Annotated in this window: 23 protein-coding genes; 14 read left to right on the top strand and 9 right to left on the bottom strand. The window is 31.7% G+C overall.

The genetic code is table 11. The features are described from left to right. Nucleotides 1-211: 211 nt before the first annotated feature. From tssD (Q0910_RS17590) to Q0910_RS17570, 5 genes are all read right to left on the bottom strand, one after another. Nucleotides 212-607, bottom strand: a complete 396-nt coding sequence (gene tssD, locus Q0910_RS17590; RefSeq protein WP_299219216.1) for a type VI secretion system tube protein TssD — start codon at nucleotides 605-607, stop codon at nucleotides 212-214. A gap of 162 nt (nucleotides 608-769) precedes the next feature. After that, nucleotides 770-1156, bottom strand: a complete 387-nt coding sequence (tssD, locus tag Q0910_RS17585) for a type VI secretion system tube protein TssD (RefSeq protein ID WP_299219214.1) — start codon at nucleotides 1154-1156, stop codon at nucleotides 770-772. 256 nt (nucleotides 1157-1412) lie between these two features. Next, complete coding sequence (locus Q0910_RS17580) at nucleotides 1413-2288, bottom strand: TssN family type VI secretion system protein (protein ID WP_299219212.1); 876 nt, start codon at nucleotides 2286-2288, stop codon at nucleotides 1413-1415. Beyond that, complete coding sequence (locus Q0910_RS17575; protein WP_299219210.1) at nucleotides 2285-3208, bottom strand: hypothetical protein; 924 nt, start codon at nucleotides 3206-3208, stop codon at nucleotides 2285-2287. The genes Q0910_RS17580 and Q0910_RS17575 overlap by 4 nt, the downstream gene beginning before the upstream one ends. A gap of 32 nt (nucleotides 3209-3240) precedes the next feature. Then, the gene (locus Q0910_RS17570) at nucleotides 3241-3864 is read right to left on the bottom strand and encodes a C40 family peptidase (protein ID WP_299219208.1); all 624 of its coding nucleotides are present in this window, start codon (nucleotides 3862-3864) and stop codon (nucleotides 3241-3243) included. Between the two features lie 169 nt (nucleotides 3865-4033). Between Q0910_RS17570 and Q0910_RS17565 the strand changes: the two genes are divergently transcribed. From Q0910_RS17565 to tssO, 5 genes are read left to right on the top strand one after another with little or no spacing between them, the layout of a single operon-like run. After that, the gene (locus tag Q0910_RS17565; protein ID WP_299219206.1) at nucleotides 4034-4498 is read left to right on the top strand and encodes a GPW/gp25 family protein; all 465 of its coding nucleotides are present in this window, start codon (nucleotides 4034-4036) and stop codon (nucleotides 4496-4498) included. 8 nt (nucleotides 4499-4506) lie between these two features. Then, the gene (locus Q0910_RS17560) at nucleotides 4507-6342 is read left to right on the top strand and encodes a type VI secretion system baseplate subunit TssF (RefSeq protein ID WP_299219204.1); all 1836 of its coding nucleotides are present in this window, start codon (nucleotides 4507-4509) and stop codon (nucleotides 6340-6342) included. A gap of 23 nt (nucleotides 6343-6365) precedes the next feature. Further along, entirely contained in the window at nucleotides 6366-7355 is a 990-nt protein-coding gene (locus tag Q0910_RS17555) for a PKD domain-containing protein (RefSeq protein ID WP_299219202.1), read from the top strand. Between the two features lie 4 nt (nucleotides 7356-7359). Next, nucleotides 7360-8517, top strand: coding sequence for a hypothetical protein (locus Q0910_RS17550; protein ID WP_299219200.1), 1158 nt, complete (start codon nucleotides 7360-7362; stop codon nucleotides 8515-8517). A gap of 27 nt (nucleotides 8518-8544) precedes the next feature. Continuing rightward, nucleotides 8545-9063: a type VI secretion system TssO gene (gene tssO / locus Q0910_RS17545; RefSeq protein ID WP_299219198.1), complete on the top strand. Its 519-nt coding sequence runs from the start codon at nucleotides 8545-8547 to the stop codon at nucleotides 9061-9063. 101 nt (nucleotides 9064-9164) lie between these two features. Here the strand turns inward: tssO and Q0910_RS17540 are convergent, their stop codons facing one another. Continuing rightward, nucleotides 9165-10973, bottom strand: a complete 1809-nt coding sequence (locus Q0910_RS17540) for a PDZ domain-containing protein (RefSeq protein ID WP_299219196.1) — start codon at nucleotides 10971-10973, stop codon at nucleotides 9165-9167. 411 nt (nucleotides 10974-11384) lie between these two features. On the opposite strand from Q0910_RS17540, the gene folE reads away from it, so the two are divergent. From folE to Q0910_RS17495, 9 genes are all read left to right on the top strand, one after another. Further along, the gene (folE, locus tag Q0910_RS17535; protein WP_299219193.1) at nucleotides 11385-12083 is read left to right on the top strand and encodes a GTP cyclohydrolase I FolE; all 699 of its coding nucleotides are present in this window, start codon (nucleotides 11385-11387) and stop codon (nucleotides 12081-12083) included. Between the two features lie 59 nt (nucleotides 12084-12142). Continuing rightward, on the top strand, nucleotides 12143-12742 hold the full coding sequence (locus Q0910_RS17530) for a flavin reductase (RefSeq protein WP_299219191.1): 600 nt from the start codon (nucleotides 12143-12145) through the stop codon (nucleotides 12740-12742). A 5-nt stretch (nucleotides 12743-12747) separates the two neighbouring features. After that, on the top strand, nucleotides 12748-13167 hold the full coding sequence (locus Q0910_RS17525) for a hypothetical protein (RefSeq protein WP_299219189.1): 420 nt from the start codon (nucleotides 12748-12750) through the stop codon (nucleotides 13165-13167). 102 nt (nucleotides 13168-13269) lie between these two features. After that, entirely contained in the window at nucleotides 13270-13428 is a 159-nt protein-coding gene (locus tag Q0910_RS17520) for a DUF2256 domain-containing protein (protein WP_299219187.1), read from the top strand. A 17-nt stretch (nucleotides 13429-13445) separates the two neighbouring features. Next, the gene (locus Q0910_RS17515) at nucleotides 13446-14744 is read left to right on the top strand and encodes a DASH family cryptochrome (RefSeq protein WP_299219369.1); all 1299 of its coding nucleotides are present in this window, start codon (nucleotides 13446-13448) and stop codon (nucleotides 14742-14744) included. 3 nt (nucleotides 14745-14747) lie between these two features. Continuing rightward, on the top strand, nucleotides 14748-16280 hold the full coding sequence (locus Q0910_RS17510) for a cryptochrome/photolyase family protein (protein ID WP_299219185.1): 1533 nt from the start codon (nucleotides 14748-14750) through the stop codon (nucleotides 16278-16280). Further along, the gene (locus tag Q0910_RS17505; RefSeq protein WP_299219183.1) at nucleotides 16270-17748 is read left to right on the top strand and encodes an FAD-binding domain-containing protein; all 1479 of its coding nucleotides are present in this window, start codon (nucleotides 16270-16272) and stop codon (nucleotides 17746-17748) included. The genes Q0910_RS17510 and Q0910_RS17505 overlap by 11 nt, the downstream gene beginning before the upstream one ends. 6 nt (nucleotides 17749-17754) lie before the next feature. Next, on the top strand, nucleotides 17755-18033 hold the full coding sequence (locus Q0910_RS17500; RefSeq protein ID WP_299219181.1) for a TIGR03643 family protein: 279 nt from the start codon (nucleotides 17755-17757) through the stop codon (nucleotides 18031-18033). Between the two features lie 2 nt (nucleotides 18034-18035). Further along, entirely contained in the window at nucleotides 18036-18434 is a 399-nt protein-coding gene (locus Q0910_RS17495) for a DUF2452 domain-containing protein (RefSeq protein ID WP_299219179.1), read from the top strand. Nucleotides 18435-18569: 135 nt separating this feature from the next. Here Q0910_RS17495 and Q0910_RS17490 read toward each other — a convergent pair whose 3' ends face one another. The 3 genes from Q0910_RS17490 to Q0910_RS17480 all read right to left on the bottom strand — a co-directional run bounded on the left by Q0910_RS17490 (nucleotide 18570) and on the right by Q0910_RS17480 (nucleotide 20475). Beyond that, the gene (locus Q0910_RS17490) at nucleotides 18570-18704 is read right to left on the bottom strand and encodes a hypothetical protein (RefSeq protein ID WP_299219177.1); all 135 of its coding nucleotides are present in this window, start codon (nucleotides 18702-18704) and stop codon (nucleotides 18570-18572) included. A gap of 270 nt (nucleotides 18705-18974) precedes the next feature. Further along, the gene (locus Q0910_RS17485; RefSeq protein WP_299219175.1) at nucleotides 18975-19109 is read right to left on the bottom strand and encodes a hypothetical protein; all 135 of its coding nucleotides are present in this window, start codon (nucleotides 19107-19109) and stop codon (nucleotides 18975-18977) included. 259 nt (nucleotides 19110-19368) lie between these two features. Further along, a complete protein-coding gene (locus tag Q0910_RS17480) occupies nucleotides 19369-20475 on the bottom strand; it encodes a serine hydrolase domain-containing protein (RefSeq protein WP_299219173.1) in 1107 nt (368 codons plus the stop codon). Nucleotides 20476-20633: the final 158 nt, after the last annotated feature.

The raw sequence follows: 20633 nt of genomic DNA, 5'->3' as shown, positions 1-20633 counted from the left end.
CGTGTTATCTACATATAAGTGTTGCCATAATTTAATAAGAAAACACCTATGTGAAATAAAGGTGTCTTCCATTAAATTGATTATGAGGCGCTTACTAAGGTTCTTTGTGTGTCCCAACCATCCATAAGCCAAAAGGGCGATATGTTTTTGGTAAAGATTCTTTGTTGTCTCACCCAGCTTATTTTTAGGCTTTTTCCAGTACCTATGGAGCCTAGGCTTTAGAAGGCCAATTATTGGTAAACGTAGTTCCTTTAATTGAGATCTCTTTTGCAGAAAGGACTAGATGTACCTGTAAAGGTTTATCGCTTTCGGCATTAAAATGTTCTGTATACTCAATGCAGTAAGCATCTTTAATATCTACATTTTTAAGGCTAGACATATTGTCTCTTCTAAAAAAGGTGACTTTACAACTTTTGGTAACGCTTGGAGAGATACACCAATCCAGAAAATCTGTTTTTCCGGTAGATTCTATTAATAAACTAACTTGACCCCCTTGCGGTTTGGCACATGGTCTCCCCGTGTAATCGGTATCTTGTCTGAAGGTGAAAGAGCAATCTAAAACAGTAATTTCTTCCCCGTCAAGATCTAGTTTTGCTAAAAATGACATAAGTACTATTTTTAATATTAATAAATACTTTATCAATTCCGTTATCATCTTATTTATGCATTAAAATAGTTTAGATATAGGAAATGATAGCAGCTTAAAATAGATAGCAAAGGGAGTGAAAAAACACTCCCTTTATCTTATTCTTATTTTAAGTAATCGGGATTATACCCACTCGTTAATATGTTCAGCAGTACCAATACCAATTTCTTTTGCAGAAAAAGTCACCGTTTCTGTCATAGGGTTATTACCCGTTGAGTCAAATGTTTCCACATACTTAACTAAGTAAGCAAATTTGAACTTAAGTGCCTTTGCTGTAGCTTCTGTATCTCTTTTCATAAATACAATTTCCCCATCAGTCATTTGAAAGTTGTTAAATGCTAAATCAGACAAAATAGTTTCCGCTGTTGATTCAACTGTAACAGTGATTCTACCTCCACGAGTGATTGAAGATGGACGCCCGGTTGCGTCAGTTTCTTGATGAAGACCATAACTACTGCTCAAAACATTGAACTCAGATCCTCCTACTTTTAATTTTGCTTTAAAAGACATAATAAATAATTTTTAAATTAATAATAAATAATAAAGTATAATAATAAATGTAACTTGTACGGGTACAAGATAGTAAAATATATTTAATTCAAATTACTATTACATCATTAAGAGATCTAGAATCAGTGGATTAAGAAAGAAAAGGACTACACTGTTTTCAGGGAATTTGCACTTCGTCGTGAAGTTTGTCTAACAAAAAAAAGATCTCAACGGACATTTTTTGAGATCTTTTTAACAATATTTTAACATATATTTTTTATGCTCTCTTGCAGATGATTATGTCATTTTCTTTGATGTTATTCCCTTCAATCGTTCTAGTGAAGTCTACATGAGTTTGTATACCTATCCAATTGGGTTTGGTGTAAAAAATCCATCCATATGGATTGTTTTTGTCATCAAGGAACTCAATTTCTCCTTCAGGGTGTCTGTCGTTATAATCATTGATGAAGAAGTAGAAAAGTTTTCCAAATTCCATCTTTTCAGGAGCCTTTAGTCTAAAGTTGCTTAACTCTTCTATGTTTTCTCCTTTGTTGAATTCAAATGAAATAACTAAAGGATTTATTAGTTCATCATCTTTAGGGTCTTTCATTTTCTTATCAATAGGGTAGAACCATTTCTTATATATAGGTACTGGAACAGAAACGGCAAATTCGTATAGTTTAACAATCATTATGGGGATGAGAAAACAAATCGAGGATGCGGCAAATATATATTTGTATTCTGGTTTATAAATACCAACTACAAATAGGAATGTAATAAGACCAATAAATATAGTAATTATCGTGTATAAAAATTCGGGCCAGAAACGAGTAGGGTTGTCATCTAATAAATTAGGAAAAAATTTACGCATTGCTAGGACATGTAATGAACCTAGGCATAAAAAGATAACTTGAAATCCAATAAAACTATTTAAAGGAACATCATTAAGAACCTTCTCATTACTTAATAAAGCTGTTGCAGCAAATAATAAAAGAACTACTAGCATGTATAGGAAGAACTTCTTTTTGTTTTTGACAAAAAGTTTCTTTAGTCCGGCAACAACTCCCATTAGTATAACGCTAACGGCTAATAGTATTATTCCCACCTTAAAAAAATCAGCATTTAGTGCTGTAGATTGTAATATCAAACTCATATCATAGTTGTTAGACCCATTCTGGGACTGTTAGTCTCATGTAATACAAATGTTTCTTCTTTACTCGAATATGTTACATTAATTTTAGTGTCTATTTCCATAGGGATAAAATAGTCACAAAAGATAGTAATAAATTTTTTAGTAGCACCACTCACTATATATTTATCAATATTTTTTTCGTTCACAGGCCCTATTGTAATTTCCCAATAAGGATATGATATAATTGTTTCTTTTAGTTCTAAAACAAGATCCACACCAAGTTGATGTTCAGTAGATGTTTCATGTATATTTTTATCTACTGTTTTGTATTTTTTTTCAATCGTAACTTTCTCTCCGATAATCTTTTCCAGACTTAGGGCTGTAAGTTCAATTTCACCAGATATTTTGTGAACGTATGGCAGTAATTGCAATAATTTAATACTATAGTCAGTAGGAATATCGGGATCTAAATTCCAAAATTTCAAAAGAAAATCTGTCTTTAAATTGGCAAATTCATTAATTAATTTTCTTTCGCTTTTTTCTATATTGACTTTTTGGGTAAAAAATTCATTCTCCAAAGGAGAAAAAAAGGATCGAGCATCTTTTTCTTGCTTTTTCTGCTTTTGATGCAATTCGGTAAACGAAATGTTGCTTTTAGCTTTAACAGGTTCGTGGAATAATCCTTCCGGAAGCGTGTCGTAAAGACTGTTTCTAGCTAAGTTGAATTGTAGTTTATCCGTATTTTCGGAATATGAATCTACTTTGAAATCAATCACATCCCGTCTATAGGATCTAGAAAAAGTACTTTTATTAAAAATGTCAATATCTGTTAGGTCTAAATCAGAATTTTCTAAAATCTCAGTCACGAAAATTTCCGCTTTTAGATTTTGATACGTACTTATTAGCTCTTGATATACATCTTGTACCTGTTTGTCACTCATTCGTTTAGTTGGTGTAAAGAATGTTACTTTGTTTAATTTTCGGGAGTATTGTTGCTAAATTTAGGTTTTTTTCCTCCGGCAACAAACATTCTTTGCCAAGGTTGTTTTGTTAAATCGCTAATTTGTACACCATTTCCGCCAGAATTCCCTCTTCTTGAGGTAGAATGAACGAATCGATTATTGCCAAGATAAAATCCTACATGAGTGATTTCACGAAATTCTGATCCTTTATTATTAAAAAATATAAGATCTCCTTGTTTAAGGTTATGTTGTCCTTTAAACTTGTTGGTGTCTGGTGCGTCAAACTGTTTTTGGGCAGTTCGTTCAATTAAATTACCATATACATCATGAAAAATATATTGAGTAAAATAGGAACAATCAATCCCTTGTTTCGTATTTCCGCCAAGTTTATATGGAGCATTCATCCAGTCATCAATAAACTCAAATAAGGGAACATTATTTATTTCTTTTGGAGGAATCCCTAGAATAGCTCCGTATTTTTTTTGAATAGGTAGGACCGCATTTTGTTTTGCCAAGGCAATAGAATCTCTCCTAGCTTGAGCTAACGCTTCTTGTTCTGCTTTTTTAGAACCCCCACAACTCATTGCCCCAACAATGATAATAAATAAAAAGAAAGTTTTGTAAAGTGTGTTCATTTGAAAAATAAAATTTACACAAATATAAAAAACTTATGGTTATTTTCTACCCTTCATGTATTGATAACACTAAAATAAAATGAGAAAATAAAAGATTGTTATTTTTTTAGTTAGTTTATTGAATTATGAAGTGCTGATAAATAAAATGTTTATTAAATTGCATTTGCTAATGAAGTTTAATAAAGTACACAAATTATTATTTATGATTACTTCTTATTATAAATTGCCTTTAGATACTTTTAAAATTATTAAGAATAAGGAAATTGAGAATTGTGATCTTACACAATCTATTATTGGTTATATTCATCTGATTACAACGTCATATTTTGGTGAATGTACTTTTGATGAGTCATTTGGATGTTCTATCTGGAATGTGGATTTTGATAATCTAACAAGTACAAATAAATTACGAAATACAATTTCTGAATCTTTAGTGGAAAGCATTGTTTCTCAAGAAAAAAGACTCAAAAAAGTAACTGTAGATGTGGTTATAAAACAGGAGGAATTTAAAAACAGAGGAAGTTTAAATAGAATTAAGAAACGTGTAGAAATAAAAGTGAATGGTATTGTTAGTAGAACTAATGAGCAATTCTCTTGCCTGGAAAGGTTTTATATAGCTCCACTTTCATTTTAAAAGGGTTTATGAGTTTAGAAAATAAAGTTCAGATTAAAAACAGAATGATCAAAAAGGCTGCTTCCCTGTGGGGAGTTTCTCCTAATGAAATAGAAAGCTCTTTTGATCCTGTTGTATCTCTTCTTATTGGTGCTTGTGCTTCGGAAATAGAAAAAATTTCTGGCGAAATTGATAATTCTCAGACTCGAATAACAGAGCGGTTGATTCAATTAATGACTCCGGAAACTTTATATGGATCACGACCGGCACACGGAATAGTTTATTCTGAACCGATTGAGAAAAAATCGACAATTACTCCAGAGCATTTGTTGTATTATAAGAAGAAGGTAAAGACAAAGAATGCTAGCACTGAACTGAAAAATATATATTTTTCCCCAATTCAGAAAAATGAATTAATTGACGCTACTATCAGTCGGATGATATGTGGTAATAAGATTTTTGAATTAGAAGGTAAGAGGAAGACGACAAGTTCTTTGTCGTTAAACAAAGGAGGTTCATTGCCAAATTCTACCTTATATTTAGGTGTGAAAACCGAACATGAAAAAATTGCATTAAAAGATGTGTCCTTTTATTTCGAGTTGTTAGATGTGCAGGAGAATGAACTATTTTATCATCATCTTAAAAATGCAAGTTTTTATATAGATGGTAAGTTAGTAGACGTTTTTCCAGGGTATTATAATAGTAATGTCTCAAGGAGAATAAATTTAGAGTCTATATTTGATTATAAGCCTAATAAGACAAGAAATATAGAACAGCAGATAAAGAAGCTATATAAAAAACACTTTATTTCTATAAAATCAAATATTTCATTAAGCTCCAAGGCTAAAATACCAGAAGAATTTTCTAACTTTATAAATCAGAAGGATCATGATGATTTAGAGGATTTTAGTTGGATTAAGATTGAGTTTCCGAGGATTATTGATGATTCAGTTTTGGAAAGTGTTTATTGTACTTTTAATGCTTTTCCTGCGCTTAACAGAAAGTGGGAAAGTATTTCGTATCAGTTAAAGGATTATATAGATATTGTGCCAATAAGTACGCAGGAATTGTTCCTTGATATAAAATCGATTTCTAATACTTCTGGAAAGGAATATAGGTTAAGAGAAAATGATTCTTCATCAGATGATAAAGGTACTTATGTTATTAGAAGAGATAATGTAAGTAAATTGGATTATAGAAAGGCGCGAGAGTACTTAATACATTTAATCGAATTGTTGAAAGATGAAAGTGCTTCTTTTTCCTTTTTTGGGAACGATTTTTTGCAGTCCAATATAAATGAACTAAATCAGAATATATCTTTATTAGAAAAGAAGGTGTCTGATATGAAAAAATCATCAGAAGAGACGAATTACATTTCAGTAAAACCTTATAAGAAGAAGGATACACTTTTGGTAGAATACTGGGTAACGAATGGTGAAGATGCGAATCAAATTAAATCTGGTAATTCACTAAATATTTATCAAGGAACTGATCTGAAACAAAAAGGGAGTATGTTTCTAACTTCTACATTTCAAGGTAAGAATAACCTGGGAATGGAAGAAAGGCTTAATGCATATCGAAGAGCCTTGTTGTCTAGAAACAGAATTGTTACAAGAGAAGATGTCAAAGCACTTTGTTATGAATTATGTAGTAATAAAGTAGAAGAAGTAAAAGTGTCTAAAGGTTTTAAAACCGATATTCACATTTCTAAGGGGCTTATTCCTTGTATTGAAGTTATGCTTTTTGCAAACAAAGAAGAAAAAACTTCATCTGGGGAGTGGGATTCTTTAAAAAGTAATATTTTATCTATTTTGGAACAGCAATCCCTGAATGTTTTTCCATATAAGATTACGGTAGTAGATTAATTATATTTTGAAAACAATAAGTAATGAAAACATCAAATAGTACAACGAATTATCATATGGATAAAAGTGTAGTGTTGTTTTTTATCATAACAATACTGGTAACGGCAACGGTTTTTGCCTTTAAATACGTTAATTACACTCCTTGCGAGATTATAGAATTTTCTTACAGTAAAACTGAAGCTAGAGTAGATGAGTCTATTGAGTTTGAAGATAAAACAATAGGAGCATTGGAGTGGAAATGGGATTTTGGAGATAGTACTGCAACGGATTCTAGAAGAAAACTTTTTCATACATTCAAGAAGCCAGGAGAATATAATGTTTCATTGATTGTTAACGGTAAATGTCCTAGAATTGAGACTATTACCATTTTGGAGAAAAAAGAAGTTTTAGATCCTTTAAAGAAAGCTAAGTTTAAAATTCTTACACCAAAAATTAGAGTTGGAGAAAAACTAAAAGTACAGGATAATACCTTAGATGCGACATCTTGGGAATGGAATTTTGAGGATGCTATAGGAGGGAATTCTAAAGAGCAGAATCCTGAATATGTCTATAATACAGAAGGTAAAAAGACAATTACCTTAATTCCTAATGGAGAGCTTAAATATGCGACTACGCAAACTATAGAAGTGTTACCTAAAAAAGAAGAGAGAGTTCGTAGAGATCCTACAGTAGTGCGAGACGTGTCCACAATTCCGGTGGATCCTATAGGAGATAATCCTATTGCGGATGATCCCAAAGATGAGTTTAAGGCACCTTTTATAAATGAAAAATCATTTAAAGCTAAACTTATTCTTGTTTCAACAAAGAAAGCAAGTGTTAATGATTTTAAGGATTATCTATGTAGAAATCTTGACTTACCAATAATAGTAAATAGAAAGCGAACTACTTTTATTGAGTTTTGTGAGAAAATCAAAGGAAAGGGTATTAAAATAAAAGAATTAGAGTTAACCCGAGAGGATAATAACTGTATAAAGAATATTGTACTGAAATATTCTAAAACAAGTATATTTTAAAAAGATGGAATTAACGAATAAAAATCATCATCGTGTCAACTGGATTGACGGCATGAAGATCAATAAAAATCATTTTATTGAGGCAGATAATGCATTTACTAATTTTTCGCAGCTAATAGGTTCTAAAGATATTAATGCGATTAATTATGGATTGTTACCTGATTTAGTAGGTGATGATGCTGTGGATATGGTGTTTTCTATGGATGGTCAAGATACTATAAAAGTACAGCTTAATAGATGTAGAGCTATTACTAAAGGCGGATATATAATAAATATTACACCAGAAATATCTTCTTCGTTAGAGCAAAAAGGAAGTATCATTAATACAGAATATAAGATCAATCGTACTGAGGAAGAATGTTATATAGTGCTTAGTGTAGATCCTTATGGAAGAATTCCTGTAGGAGATGCGGATCCTGAAGAAGAACCGCCGCGACATCCACATGTGTTGCCTGAATACGGTCTTAGTGTTATTAATATGGCAGAAGCCAATGAAGAAGAATTTGGAAAACATCATATTACGATAGGTAAGATAGAATTTAATGATGGAGTAGCATCTCTAGCAGAAGATTTTATTCCTCCGTGTGTTTCTATCCAAAGTCATCAAGATCTTCGATATATCTACACGGAAATACATACGTTTTTTAATGCTATAGAGAAATATTCTATGAATATTATCCAGAAGATCTATCAAAAAAAGCAATCTAATGAACTTGCAACGATGGTGTTAACACTAACTCAGGGTACTTTGCAGTATCTGGGAGGAATGTTGCCAGAGTTTAGGTTGTATGATAGACATCTTCCACCAGTTACTATGATCACTAAGCTCATGTCACTTGCTAGAGTAATCAAGAATAATATGGATGTTTATGTGGGTACGGGGAAAGAAGAGTTATTAAATTATTTGTCGGATTGGTGTGATCTTAATCAAGGAGCGTTTGAGAATGTATTGATAGAAATGATGGATCTAGAATATCAGCATACAGATATTAATAAAGCTCTACATAATGTATCAAGTTTTACGAAATTAATGCTCTCATTATTTAAAAAATTAAATGAGCTTGATTATATTGGTAAAAAATCAGATTCTAATATATTTGTTAAGGAAGAAGTTATTGCGAAACCAGATGTTAAAAACAGACGCAGTTTCTTATTAGATTAATGTGTATTTAAATTATAATTTACAGAAATGAAACCAAAAAACAGTAAAGAAAGAAGAAATAGTGTTTTAAAGTTTGCCTTACTATTTTTATTTACAGTCGCATTAATTGTTACCGCATTCTTTTTTGATTTTGATAGGGTTCCTCTTAAAGAAAATGAAGTATTACGAGAACGTAAGGCTGTCATAGAAAAAAGGGTTAAGTTTCAAAAAGACTTTTCCAAAGGAATGTTCAAGATAGGAAAATTGATAGATTCTTTGAATAGGCCAGATAAAAAAGAAGATCTGTATTATATAAATAGGTCTTTGGAGTCTGAAATAGGGGATCTAAGTGAAACTATTGATCCAAAGGATACTACATATGCATACAAAATGTATGTAAATATTGTAAGTTCTTACAGGCAAATTAAAGAGATGAAAGCCTTATTAGCAAAACAGGAGGAAGAGGTGAAAAAGCTAGAAGACTTTAAAACTGCATTAAGAGAAACAAGAGAGCAACTAGATAAAGCTAAAACTGATCTGGATTTATGCAGGGCATCAAGAAGATGATAGCATTTTTATCATATAGCTAACTTGATAAATAGCTGACAAATAAAAAAGTGTATGATTATTCATACACTTTTTTATTTTTTGCTAATAATGATGGTACATTATTTAGGCTTTAACCAATTTTCTCTTTTTAGTAATGCTTTCTTACTAGGTTTGGAGAATTGAGTTATTTCTACTTGAGGATTAACACCAAACTTAACAAGTGCTTTTTTCTCTTCATCTAATCTTCTATAAACAATAGTTGCTTTTTTACCAGGTTTATATTTTTTTAAAACCTCGTTAAATTGGTCGATATCAGAAAAAGATTGATTATCGATGGCTACAATTACATCTCCTTTTTCTAAACCGATAGCATAGGCAGGAGTATCCTTCTTTACATATTTTGATATCACTGCATTATCATCTTCGTTAAATGCTATCTCTACTCCTAAATAAGACTCTTTACTATTCGTTTTTGGATAGATAGCCACGGATCCCAATAGTTTTTTAAAGTCAGGAGTTTGACTGTCAAAAATATACTTCTCAAAGAAATCATCTGCGAAAGATTCTCCGGCATACTCTCTCAATGTAAAAAATAAATTCTCTATTGTATATGGTATTTCTGTTTTTCCATATTTGGTCCAGAGTAATTTTAGGTAGTCATCTAAGTTTAAATCATCTTTGTCTCTTAAAGATAAATCTAACGCAAGACCTAACATGCTTCCATACGAATAGTAAGATACAAATGTGTTGCCTCTATTTGTAGGATCTACGGATGTAGCTGCATCAACAAAAGGAGCTTGATAACTCATTTCTATAGGATTGAAATATTGTAGGGCAGGAGAGTTCCAAACGTAATTATAGGTCTTACTAAGTCCTTCGATATACTGATCTTGGGTTATGATACCGGCTCTGCAGAGTATAAGATTTGTATAGTAGCTTGTAAAACCTTCGGCAAACCATAATTCACCAGACATATTTGCTTCTTCAAAATTAAAAGGTTCTAATGAGTTAGGGCGAATACGTTCTACATTCCAGGCGTGAAAAAATTCATGAGCAACTGTGCCAATATTTTTTTCCATTCCTCCATCTGCAAGACTTAATGTACTTGTTAAAACAGTAGAATTACGATGCTCCATTCCGTCTCCAGAAACCTGAGGCATATAGCTAGCTAGGAATGTGTATTCTCCATAATCGAAATTTGGATAATCTCCGAAAACCGCTTTTTCTTGTTCAACAATCTTTTTTATTTGTTCGAAATATTGATCAGCTTCTTCCTCTGTACCTTGATGAAGTAATGCTAGTTTTATAGTATATTCGGTTCCTCCAGAAGCTACTTTAAATTCCTTAATTGTATGATTACTGATCTGAGCTGGACTATCCATAAAATACTGTAAATTAGGAGCTAAAAACTTATTGCCTCCTAAAGGAATTAGTTGTGTTGCAACATTCCAGTTTAGATCTTCTCGGACCAAGTATGTTACTTGTACTGGGCGATCTTTTAAAGTAGGAACATACATAAAAGTTGCAGGCATATTTAGGTGCGCGTGTGTTTCATCTATTTGTGAATAAGTTCCATCACCTCTATCTGCAAACAATGTGTAAGATAAATTAATAGTTCCATCGTGTCCAGAAACATCCCACTGATGAGGGTTAGGTCTTGTGACAGTTACGTCTTTACCCTTACTATCTGTAATTTTGACATTATATACATTTTTTGCAAACTCATGCAGTGCGTATCTACCAGGAGAAGTTCTACTCATTCTTAAAGAAATAGTACCACTTTCTAAATTAGTAAACACCGCTTCTATTTGAGCTTCATGATGTACAGCATTTTTAAAAGAAATTTGGTATTCATTTCTTACCTGAGTATACCCGGATTGAAAAACAAAAAGAAATAAAACAAAAAGAAAAAATCGAAAAGATTTCATTAATAGTAGTTTTGGTTAAAAGATTCGTGCTCTTATAATCGGTAAAATTAAAAATAATTAGTTACCGAAGCGCAATTAGGAAAGTTCGAAATGTTTACGGGGCCTGAAATGTTTTGAAAAACTAAACTTTTAAAATCATAACAGAAGTCAAAAATACAACAAACTCTTAATTGCACAAATATTAGTAGGGGAAATTGATTGTAACATCAAAAGAGTTGAGGAATTACTTCATTCAGAAACATAATACATTCAATATGTTAATTTTTGTTTAACTAATAGTGTAAAAAGTTAAACAATTGCGTAGCTTTGGTTTTAGAAGTTTATTAATCACGTTGATGATGTAAAGATTGCTTTTCGGGTATTACTCTATAGAAAAATAAATTACATCTTCAGAATACAATAAAGAATCGAATGAAAATAGGAACAGAAACATTGTTAAAGTCTAATGGATATAATTTAAAAGGTTTTTCTATTGATGATATAGGTGATGATCATATTAGTACCGGCATGGAAACTCCAATGAAGAAAAATGCATTTGATATGTCCGACACAGAAAAAAAGGAACGTATAGCTCACTTGTTTGCAGAGATCATGGATGTCATGGGGTTAGATTTAACAGATGATTCGCTAAAGGGAACACCTAATCGCGTAGCCAAAATGTATATCGAGGAGATTTTTTCAGGATTAGACCCTAAGAATAAACCCAAAGTAGCATTGTTTGATAATAAGTATAAATATAATCAGATGCTTGTAGAGAAAAATATCACATTTTATTCTAACTGTGAGCATCATTTTGTTCCAATAATAGGCAAAGCGCACGTTGCATATATTTCATCAGGCAAAGTGATTGGGTTGTCAAAACTTAATCGTATTGTACAATATTTTGCCAAACGTCCTCAAGTGCAAGAAAGATTGACAAATCAAATAGCCACGGAACTTAAACAGATCCTAAATACAGAAGATGTGGCTGTTATTATAGATGCAAAACATTTATGTGTTTCTTCTAGAGGAATTAAGGATGATACTTCGGCAACGGTAACTTCATATTATGGAGGTGTTTTTAATACATCTGATAAAATTGCAGAATTACAGAACTACATAAATAATTGATTCATTAAAGATAAGAGCTCTTATTAAATATGCATTATACAAAACAACAGATAGTGTCGATGGATCGTGTAAAGCGGTTAAAAATAATAAATGCTGTATCCGGTATTAAACCCGCAAACCTTATTGGAACGATCGCAGATGATGGGAAAACTAATGTTGCAATATTCAGTTCTGTAGTTCACTTAGGAAGTGATCCTGCGCTTATGGGATTTATTATGAGGCCAATTGGCGAAGTTCCTCGACATACCTATGAAAATATTTTACAAAATGGTCAGTATACAATTAATCATATACATAGATCTTTTACGAAAAATGCGCATTATACCTCTGCTAAGCTGAATCGAGATGATTCCGAGTTTGAAAAATGTGGATTGAGTGAAGAATATATATCAGGATTTAATGCTCCTTTCGTTAAAGAAAGTCAACTTAAAATAGGGTTACAATTTATAGAATCCATTGATATTCGTCTTAATAATACTATTTTGATGATAGGTGAAATAAAGCATTTAATAATTCCTGAAAGGATTATAGGAGATCATTTGGATTTAGACTTGAGTGTCACTGATACAATCGGTATTTCTGGTTTGAATACCTATTATGCTTTGGAAAAAATCGCAGAGTATCCTTATGCAAGAGCAGCTGAAATACCTGATTTCTAAACAGAATGGATTTTACCGTAGTTAGATTGCTTTTCGATTTTGGATTATTGATTCTAATCTGGATAGTGCAACTTATTATATATCCAAGTTTTAAACATTTTCAAAAACAAGATTTGATAAAATGGCATAGTGTGTATGCAGTTAGAATAGGTCTGATCGTTATGCCTTTAATGATAGGTCAACTTTTGATGAATGTTATTTTTACTTTTTGGTTTTCTAATTTTTATAGCTTTATAAGTTTGATTTTGGTGGCACTAGTTTGGTCTTCCACTTTTTTGCAGTTCGTTCCTATGCATAGTCGTATTTCGGATGGAAAGTTTGATAGTAAGTTTATAAATCGATTGATCAATCTTAATTGGTTACGTACATTTTTATGGACAACCATTTTTCTTTATAGTTTGTTGGTACACTTTATACAGATATAGTCTATAATTAGACTATTCTTAACGTTTGTATCTTGTTAAGACCATCTTAGTGTTATATTTTTGTTTAATATATTTTTAAATTTATTAAACAAAATAGATGATTTGAAGAAATCTAACTTACCTACTAAAATCTGTAAAGTATGCGAACGGCCATTTACTTGGAGAAAGAAGTGGGAAAAGGTTTGGGAAGAAGTAAAGTATTGTAGTGATAGATGCAGAAATAATAGAGGTAGGATAAAAGCTGAAGCAAAGAAGATATAAATTATTTATGCAATATGATGAAGACAGGAATTGTATGGTTTAGAAATGATTTAAGAATTGCCGATAACAATTCATTATACAAAGCTGCGTCCGAAAATGATAAAGTAATTGCCGTATTTTTTTTTGATCCTAGATTATTTGATTTTGATCAGTTTGGTTTTAAGAAAGTAGAAAAATATAGAACTAAATTTCTTGTAGAGAGTGTAACAGAATTAAAAGAAAACCTAAGTAAACTAAATATTACGTTACTTGTTTATCAAAATAAACCCGAAGAAATTTTCTCAAAACTTATTGAAGATTATAAAATAAGGAAAGTGTACCTTCAAAAAGAGTGGACTACAGAAGAAAAAGAGATTTTCGATTCTATAAAAAATGAGATAAAGAATCCAAATATAGAGTGGATGGAGTCATACGATCAATTTCTTTTTCATCCAGATGATATTCCTTTTGATATAGAGAATGTTCCAAAAGTGTTTACCAATTTCAGAAAGGAATGCGAAAAATTCGCTACCGTTCGAGCAGAAGTTGTAATAGAGCCTTTGGCACCCGAAAATATGCTAGAAAATACTACAGATATTCCAAAAGTATCTGATCTTGATTTTCAAGAATTCGAAATAGATTCCAGAACGGCCTTCCCTTTTAAAGGAGGAGAAGACCAAGCGAATCAAAGGGTGCAAGGCTATTTTTGGAATACTAAAAAACTTTCATATTACAAGAAAACAAGAAATGGATTAGTAGGTACAGATTATAGTTCTAAGCTTTCAGCTTGGCTATCCAATGGATCGATTTCGGCGCGTACGATTTATCATCAGGTAAGAAATTATGAGAATGATGTACAGAAAAATCAGAGTACATACTGGCTTATTTTTGAATTAATTTGGAGAGACTTTTTTAAATATATTTCCTTAAAACATGGGAATGATCTGTTTAAAATAAAAGGAATACTTCATAAAGATTATTCTTGGTCGAAAGATATTCAAAGTATTCGTCAATGGATTAATGGAGAAACGAAAGAGTCTTTTATTAATGCAAATATGATAGAGCTTAAAAATACAGGATGGATGAGTAATCGTGGTCGACAAAACGTAGCTTCTTATTTCGCAAAGGAATTGAAGTTGGACTGGAGGGTAGGAGCAGCATATTTTGAATCGTTATTGATAGATTATGATGTCCATAGTAATTATGGAAACTGGCAATATGTTGCTGGAGTTGGTAATGATCCTAGAGACCGAAAATTTAATATAGAATTCCAATCGCAAAGATATGATCCAGAACAAAAATTTCAAAGCCTTTGGTTACAACAAACATTATTTTGATTTATGATACTACGTTTGTTACTTGGTGATCAATTAAATTATGAGCATTCTTGGTACAAGGATACTCAAGAAGATGTTTTTTATTTCATGGCCGAAATGCGTCAGGAGACTGATTATACAGTGCATCATATTCAGAAAGTAGTAGGTTTTTTCCAAAGTATGCGAAATTTTGCTTCTTGGTTACGTAAGAAAGGTTCTGAGATAATCTACTATGAATTAGATCATCAGGATAATAAACAAGATTTAGTAGCCAATCTCGAAAAAATTATAAAAACAAAAAACATTACCAAGTTCGAATATCAACTTCCAGATGAATATCGATTGGATAAACAATTGAAAGACTTTTGTAATCAATTATCGATAGATACGGAAGTATTTGATACGGAGCATTTCCTTACATCTAGAACGGATTTTTCTGATTTTTTTGAAGGTAAGAAGCAATATACAATGGAATATTTCTATCGTGATATGCGAAAGAAATATGATATCATGATGATCACCAAGAAGGATCCAGAAGGGGGTAAATGGAATTTTGACCAAAGCAACAGAAAAAAATGGAATGGTAGTCCAGAAATTCCTGGTCAGAGAGATTTAGGAAAAGACGTTAGTGATTTAGTCGAGCTAATTAAAAATGCTGATGTTAAGACTATTGGAAACATTAATCCAAAAGAATTTAATTGGCCAACTTCTAGAGAAGAATGTTTATCGCTATTAGATTATTTCTGTGAAAACCTCCTGGTATATTTTGGAGACTATCAAGATGCGATGCATCCGGATGAAAAATATTTATTCCATAGTAGACTATCTTTTGCTATGAATACCAAAATGCTTCATCCAATGGAAGTAATTACTAAAGTTATTGAGTATTGGAGAAATCAAAAACAAGAAATAGATATATCACAAGTAGAAGGGTTTGTACGTCAGATACTTGGATGGAGAGAGTATATGAGGGGTATGTATTGGGCAAAAATGCCAGGTTATAAAAATCTAAATGAGCTTAATAACACTCATAAACTTCCAGAATTTTATTGGACAGGTAATACCAAAATGAATTGTATGCGTTCTGCTATTCGGCAGAGTGTTGATGATGCATACGCACATCATATACAGCGCTTGATGATTACCGGTAATTATGCTTTATTAACAATGACAGATCCCGATGAGGTTGATCAATGGTATCTAGGTGTTTATATTGATGCCGTTGAGTGGGTCGAAATCACAAATACTCGCGGTATGAGTCAATTTGCAGATGGTGGATTGGTAGCAACAAAACCATATGTTTCTAGTGGTAGTTATATCAATAAAATGAGTAATTACTGTAAGGGTTGTCACTATAAAGTTTCAAAGAAACATGAAAAAGATGCTTGTCCTTTCAATTCACTTTACTGGAATTTTTTAGATGAAAAGCAAGAATATTTTAAAGATAATCAACGGATGTCCATGATGTTGAGCTTATTGAGCAAAATGGACAAAGAAAAACTACGTAAATTAAAGGAAAGAGCTAATCATATTATCGAAAACCCCAATGAGTATTAATAAAGAACATATCAATATAGTTTGGTTTAAGCGAGATCTTCGATTGCAAGATAATGAAGCTATACATAATGCAATAGCAGCAGATTCACCAACTTTATTGTTGTACGTTTTTGAAAATACATTAAAAGAAGATAAACATTATAGTGAACGACATTGGAATTTTATAAAACAATCACTAGATGATTTAAATACTCAGTTACTTCCTTATAATACAAAGGTATTGTGTGTTTCTTCAGAGGTTATTCATACAATTGGTACTTTACAGCAATTCTGGAAGATTGATCAGGTGTTTTCTCATCAAGAGACAGGTATTAGAATTACTTATGAAAGAGATAAAGCATTTTCACGTTTTTGTAAAAATAATTTAATTCAATGGGTGGAGAATACGAATAATGGTATTCATAGAGGACTTCAGAATAGAGAGAATTGGAGAGAAGATTGTGAGCATTATATGAATCAATCACAGTTTCAATTTAACCCAAAACCAGATAGTTTTATCTCTATGGAAAAAATAGTAGAACTCGAAAAGGTTTTTAATACAGTTGATTTAGATACGTTAATAGACTATAATTTTCAGGTAGGTGGAACAACTAAAGGGTTTGAGTATTTGATCTCTTTTTTCAGAGGACGTTATAAAAATTATAGTTTTCATATTTCAAAACCAGAATTAGCTAGAAAAGGATGTAGTCGTTTGTCTCCTTATATAGCTTGGGGTAATTTATCAATAAGGCAGGTATGGCAATATGCGGTAAAGCAACGAGAAACTTCTAGTGATAAAAAACAGATTGATGCATTCACTTCCCGATTGCAATGGCAAGTACATTTTATACAAAAGTTCGAAATGGAAGATATTATGGAATTCGAAAGTATAAATAAAGGATATAGAAAACTAAAGAAGCAAATTTCTGAAGTATATCAAACTGCTTGGAAAGAAGGTATAACAGGATATCCACTAGTAGATGCTTGTATGCGATGTTTAAAAGAAACGGGATATATCAACTTTAGAATGAGAGCTTTGGTGGTTTCTTTTTTTACACATAATCTTTGGCAACCCTGGCAGGAGGCCAGTGCACATTTATCCAGTATGTTTTTAGATTTTGAACCAGGTATTCATTTTCCGCAACTCCAAATGCAAGCAGGGGAAACAGGAACTAATACACTTAGAATATATAATCCTGTAAAAAATAGTATAGAACATGATCCAGAAGGAGTTTTTATTAGAAAATGGGTCCCTGAACTAAAAAACATTCCACTAACATATATTCATGAACCCTATAAAATGCCACCTCTGGAGCAACAATTTAATAACCTCGAAATAGGTGTAGATTATCCTTTTCCTATAGTGGATATCAATACTACTCGAAAAAAAGCGAGTGATACCTTATGGGATATGAAAGATGATGCACTCGTAAGGAAGGAAAGCTATCGAATTTTAAAAAAGCATACATTACCAAATAGAAAAATCTAAACTGAAATGCAAAATGATTTAACGATAAGAGATGTAGATAGAATTATTGAAATGGCTTGGGAAGATCGCACACCTTTTGATGCTATTTTAATGCAATTTGGATTAAAAGAACAACAGGTTATCAATCTGATGCGCAAGGAAATGAAGCCATCTAGTTTTAGAATGTGGCGAAAAAGAGTACAAGGTCGAAAAACAAAACATCTTAAAAAACGTGTTTTTGAAGATGGTAGATTTAAATGTTCTCGACAAAGACAGATTACACATAATAAAATTTCAAAAAGATAGAGATGAGTAATAAAAAACCAGATCAGGTAGTTTATAATGAAGAGGAAAATCGGTATGATGCAGCATTAAAACCTTATGCTACAGATGTGGGTGCTCCTGTGATAACAATTCCGGATACCGTAGCCTGGAAAAACACAAATGTTCATAAAGTAAATAAACAGGTGAAGGCTAAGTACGATGAGCTAAGAGCGCAGTATGATGTTTTGATTGAGCAGTTTGAGTATAATAACTTAGTTTACAATGCTAAATTTACTTTTGAACCTATAGTAGGTGAGGTATATCACCTTTATAGAAATAGAAAAGAAGAACCGTTTTTATCTATTATAGCTCCATCTGAATGTAGTTTTGATCACTTAGGTACTTTTAGATTAAATGCGGATAAAATGTGGGAACGTTTATAGTGTAGTGTTAGTGTGGTATAATTTTTTGTAACTATAAATATATTAAGCACATAGATAAATTGAACAAAGATAATTTACTAACCTAATTTTTAAAAACAATCTTTCCGCAGGGAATTAATTTAGAACCAGATGGTTCTATGTTATTTTTATAGAAAGGTCATGTTCTTTTAAGATAAATCCTGCTCGTATGGTGTCGTTATCTGGTGCGTGAATTAGTAAAACGATATAGAATAGATGCCCCTCCTCAGGGTTAATCGTTCTTTGTAGCATTGTTTATTTATTAAAATTGGTACCTAAAAAAAAATTAAACCATCTATACTATTGCTATACAATGATAGTTTGCCAAGGGTCATTGTGTTAGGATGCAGAAATAATTTAAAGTAGGAATCTGGTGCAGGAAAATTAAGTGGTTGTCTGGTGAACTGGGAATTATGAATTATGAATGAATCATTAGTTCTAATGGCATAGTGGTTTCATTGATTGTACGAGTCCAGAATATCCCGTGCTCATATTGTGTTCTTGTAGAATCAATATACCCTATTATTTCGCTAAGTTCAATGTATTCTCCTCCTTTTTGGTAAGCTGTTTTTGTATGGTTAAGCCTTTTTCCGTAAAATCAGTATATGTAGAATCAGTGTCAAGATAATAGTTCAGTGATTCCTGGATTTTATTCATTTTTATTGAGTCCACTGTCACTGAATCAATCCTAACGTTGTTTGAAGTTGATTTACCAACTTGCCGAAATGAACAAAGCCCCGTTCGTAAAAATTAATATTATTAAACTTTTTCTCATATTAATAACTTGTGTACAATGTGTATTTGAATAATTAGTTTAGGGGAAATTAGCTATGATTTTTAGATAAGAGACTATTTTGATTGATTTTAAGGATTTTTAGAGGTAATTAATCTAAACGTTAGATAAAAATAGGTCTACTTAAATTTCATAATTTTCATTGTTCAAATATTTGAACAGCTCAAATCCAAAATCATCAGCTTGGTCTGCATTGGTAAAGATTACAATTCCCCATTTTTTACTTAAGTCCATTAAGAAAAGACTTGTAAAACCTTCATTATTTCCAATATGACCATAAATGGGTCTGTCAAGAAAATCAAATTTATGTTTTGCAAATCCTAAAGTCCAATTTGTGATGCCAACCTTGTTAAACCAATCCTTTTTTGGTGTAGCAATTTGATCTGCAAACAATTCATGGTAGCTTTCTTTTGTCAAGCCATTTTTATTCATCAAATTTATTAGCCATTTTGAATAGGATATAGCTTCCGAATGAATTCCTGCTGCGGCATTAAATTCCTGAGGGTTTTCCTGTTTGGGAATAAGGGTTTCATTTTTATAAGCTGATGCCTTATTTTTAAGAGTTTGGGAATTTGGAATATAGGTCGTATTCTTCATTTTAAGAGGAATAGCAATTTTTTCTTTAAAATATGATTCTAAACCCCGATAATCGGTATCTAGAATTGATTGCACTGCATAAACCAAGTATTGATAGCCTTCACCGGAATATCCAAATTTAGTTCCTGGTTTAAATTGAGTCCTCAATTCTGAGTTACCACGCCAATTGGGAAATCCTGTACTATGGGACAGTACCATGCGAGCAGTAATTTCTTTATAAGCTTCATTTGTTTTGTCTAATCCAGGGAAAGGCTGGCCAATATATTGATGTAATGGTCTATCTAGTTCCATCTTTGCTTCATCAACTAACTGCATAGCCAAATAGGCGAACATTGATTTGGAAATAGAAGCTCCCTCAAATAATGTTTGTTGATTTACTTCTTTGTTGTCTTCAATATTAGCATATCCTTTAGTAATATGATATACTATTTTTCCTTTATTGATAATTGCCATAGATAGACCAGGAATATTCATGGCTTCCATTTTATCTCCAATGAATTGTTCTATTTTCTGATTAGATATTTCTACTTCTGCGATATTCTCAACGTACTGCTTCTCATTACTGTTTATTGGTTTTTCTTGTTTACTCTTACATGAAAAAAACAGCACGGTTATTAAAAAGAGGTATTTCATAAATTATTATTTTCATTATTAAAAGACATGTAAGTGTTTGTTTTTTCATGTAATTAAGTATGTACTTTATAGAGCTATCTACCATTTTATCCAGGTCTAATTTTTAGTTTCTAGTATTCTTTGCGCCTGAATTTCATGAAAAATCTTCTTTTGCAAGA

It is taken from the genome of uncultured Aquimarina sp. (assembly GCF_947495315.1).
Classification (GTDB): Bacteria; Bacteroidota; Bacteroidia; order Flavobacteriales; family Flavobacteriaceae; genus Aquimarina.
Note: the sequence above shows the minus strand (reverse complement) of the source record. Positions and strands in the feature narration are given on the sequence as shown.

Coding starts and splice junctions, on each gene's coding strand:
- Q0910_RS17555 (WP_299219202.1), top strand. CDS start 6,366: ATGAAAACATCAAATAGTACAACGAATTATCATATGGATAAAAGTGTA.
- Q0910_RS17565 (WP_299219206.1), top strand. CDS start 4,034: ATGAAGTTTAATAAAGTACACAAATTATTATTTATGATTACTTCTTAT.
- Q0910_RS17580 (WP_299219212.1), bottom strand. CDS start 2,288: ATGAGTTTGATATTACAATCTACAGCACTAAATGCTGATTTTTTTAAG.
- Q0910_RS17500 (WP_299219181.1), top strand. CDS start 17,755: ATGCAAAATGATTTAACGATAAGAGATGTAGATAGAATTATTGAAATG.
- Q0910_RS17495 (WP_299219179.1), top strand. CDS start 18,036: ATGAGTAATAAAAAACCAGATCAGGTAGTTTATAATGAAGAGGAAAAT.
- Q0910_RS17540 (WP_299219196.1), bottom strand. CDS start 10,973: ATGAAATCTTTTCGATTTTTTCTTTTTGTTTTATTTCTTTTTGTTTTT.
- tssD (WP_299219214.1), bottom strand. CDS start 1,156: ATGTCTTTTAAAGCAAAATTAAAAGTAGGAGGATCTGAGTTCAATGTT.
- Q0910_RS17485 (WP_299219175.1), bottom strand. CDS start 19,109: ATGAATAAAATCCAGGAATCACTGAACTATTATCTTGACACTGATTCT.
- Q0910_RS17490 (WP_299219177.1), bottom strand. CDS start 18,704: ATGCTACAAAGAACGATTAACCCTGAGGAGGGGCATCTATTCTATATC.
- Q0910_RS17575 (WP_299219210.1), bottom strand. CDS start 3,208: ATGAGTGACAAACAGGTACAAGATGTATATCAAGAGCTAATAAGTACG.
- tssD (WP_299219216.1), bottom strand. CDS start 607: ATGTCATTTTTAGCAAAACTAGATCTTGACGGGGAAGAAATTACTGTT.
- Q0910_RS17570 (WP_299219208.1), bottom strand. CDS start 3,864: ATGAACACACTTTACAAAACTTTCTTTTTATTTATTATCATTGTTGGG.
- Q0910_RS17530 (WP_299219191.1), top strand. CDS start 12,143: ATGGATCGTGTAAAGCGGTTAAAAATAATAAATGCTGTATCCGGTATT.
- Q0910_RS17550 (WP_299219200.1), top strand. CDS start 7,360: ATGGAATTAACGAATAAAAATCATCATCGTGTCAACTGGATTGACGGC.
- Q0910_RS17480 (WP_299219173.1), bottom strand. CDS start 20,475: ATGAAATACCTCTTTTTAATAACCGTGCTGTTTTTTTCATGTAAGAGT.
- Q0910_RS17525 (WP_299219189.1), top strand. CDS start 12,748: ATGGATTTTACCGTAGTTAGATTGCTTTTCGATTTTGGATTATTGATT.
- Q0910_RS17505 (WP_299219183.1), top strand. CDS start 16,270: ATGAGTATTAATAAAGAACATATCAATATAGTTTGGTTTAAGCGAGAT.
- tssO (WP_299219198.1), top strand. CDS start 8,545: ATGAAACCAAAAAACAGTAAAGAAAGAAGAAATAGTGTTTTAAAGTTT.
- folE (WP_299219193.1), top strand. CDS start 11,385: ATGAAAATAGGAACAGAAACATTGTTAAAGTCTAATGGATATAATTTA.
- Q0910_RS17515 (WP_299219369.1), top strand. CDS start 13,446: ATGAAGACAGGAATTGTATGGTTTAGAAATGATTTAAGAATTGCCGAT.
- Q0910_RS17560 (WP_299219204.1), top strand. CDS start 4,507: ATGAGTTTAGAAAATAAAGTTCAGATTAAAAACAGAATGATCAAAAAG.
- Q0910_RS17510 (WP_299219185.1), top strand. CDS start 14,748: ATGATACTACGTTTGTTACTTGGTGATCAATTAAATTATGAGCATTCT.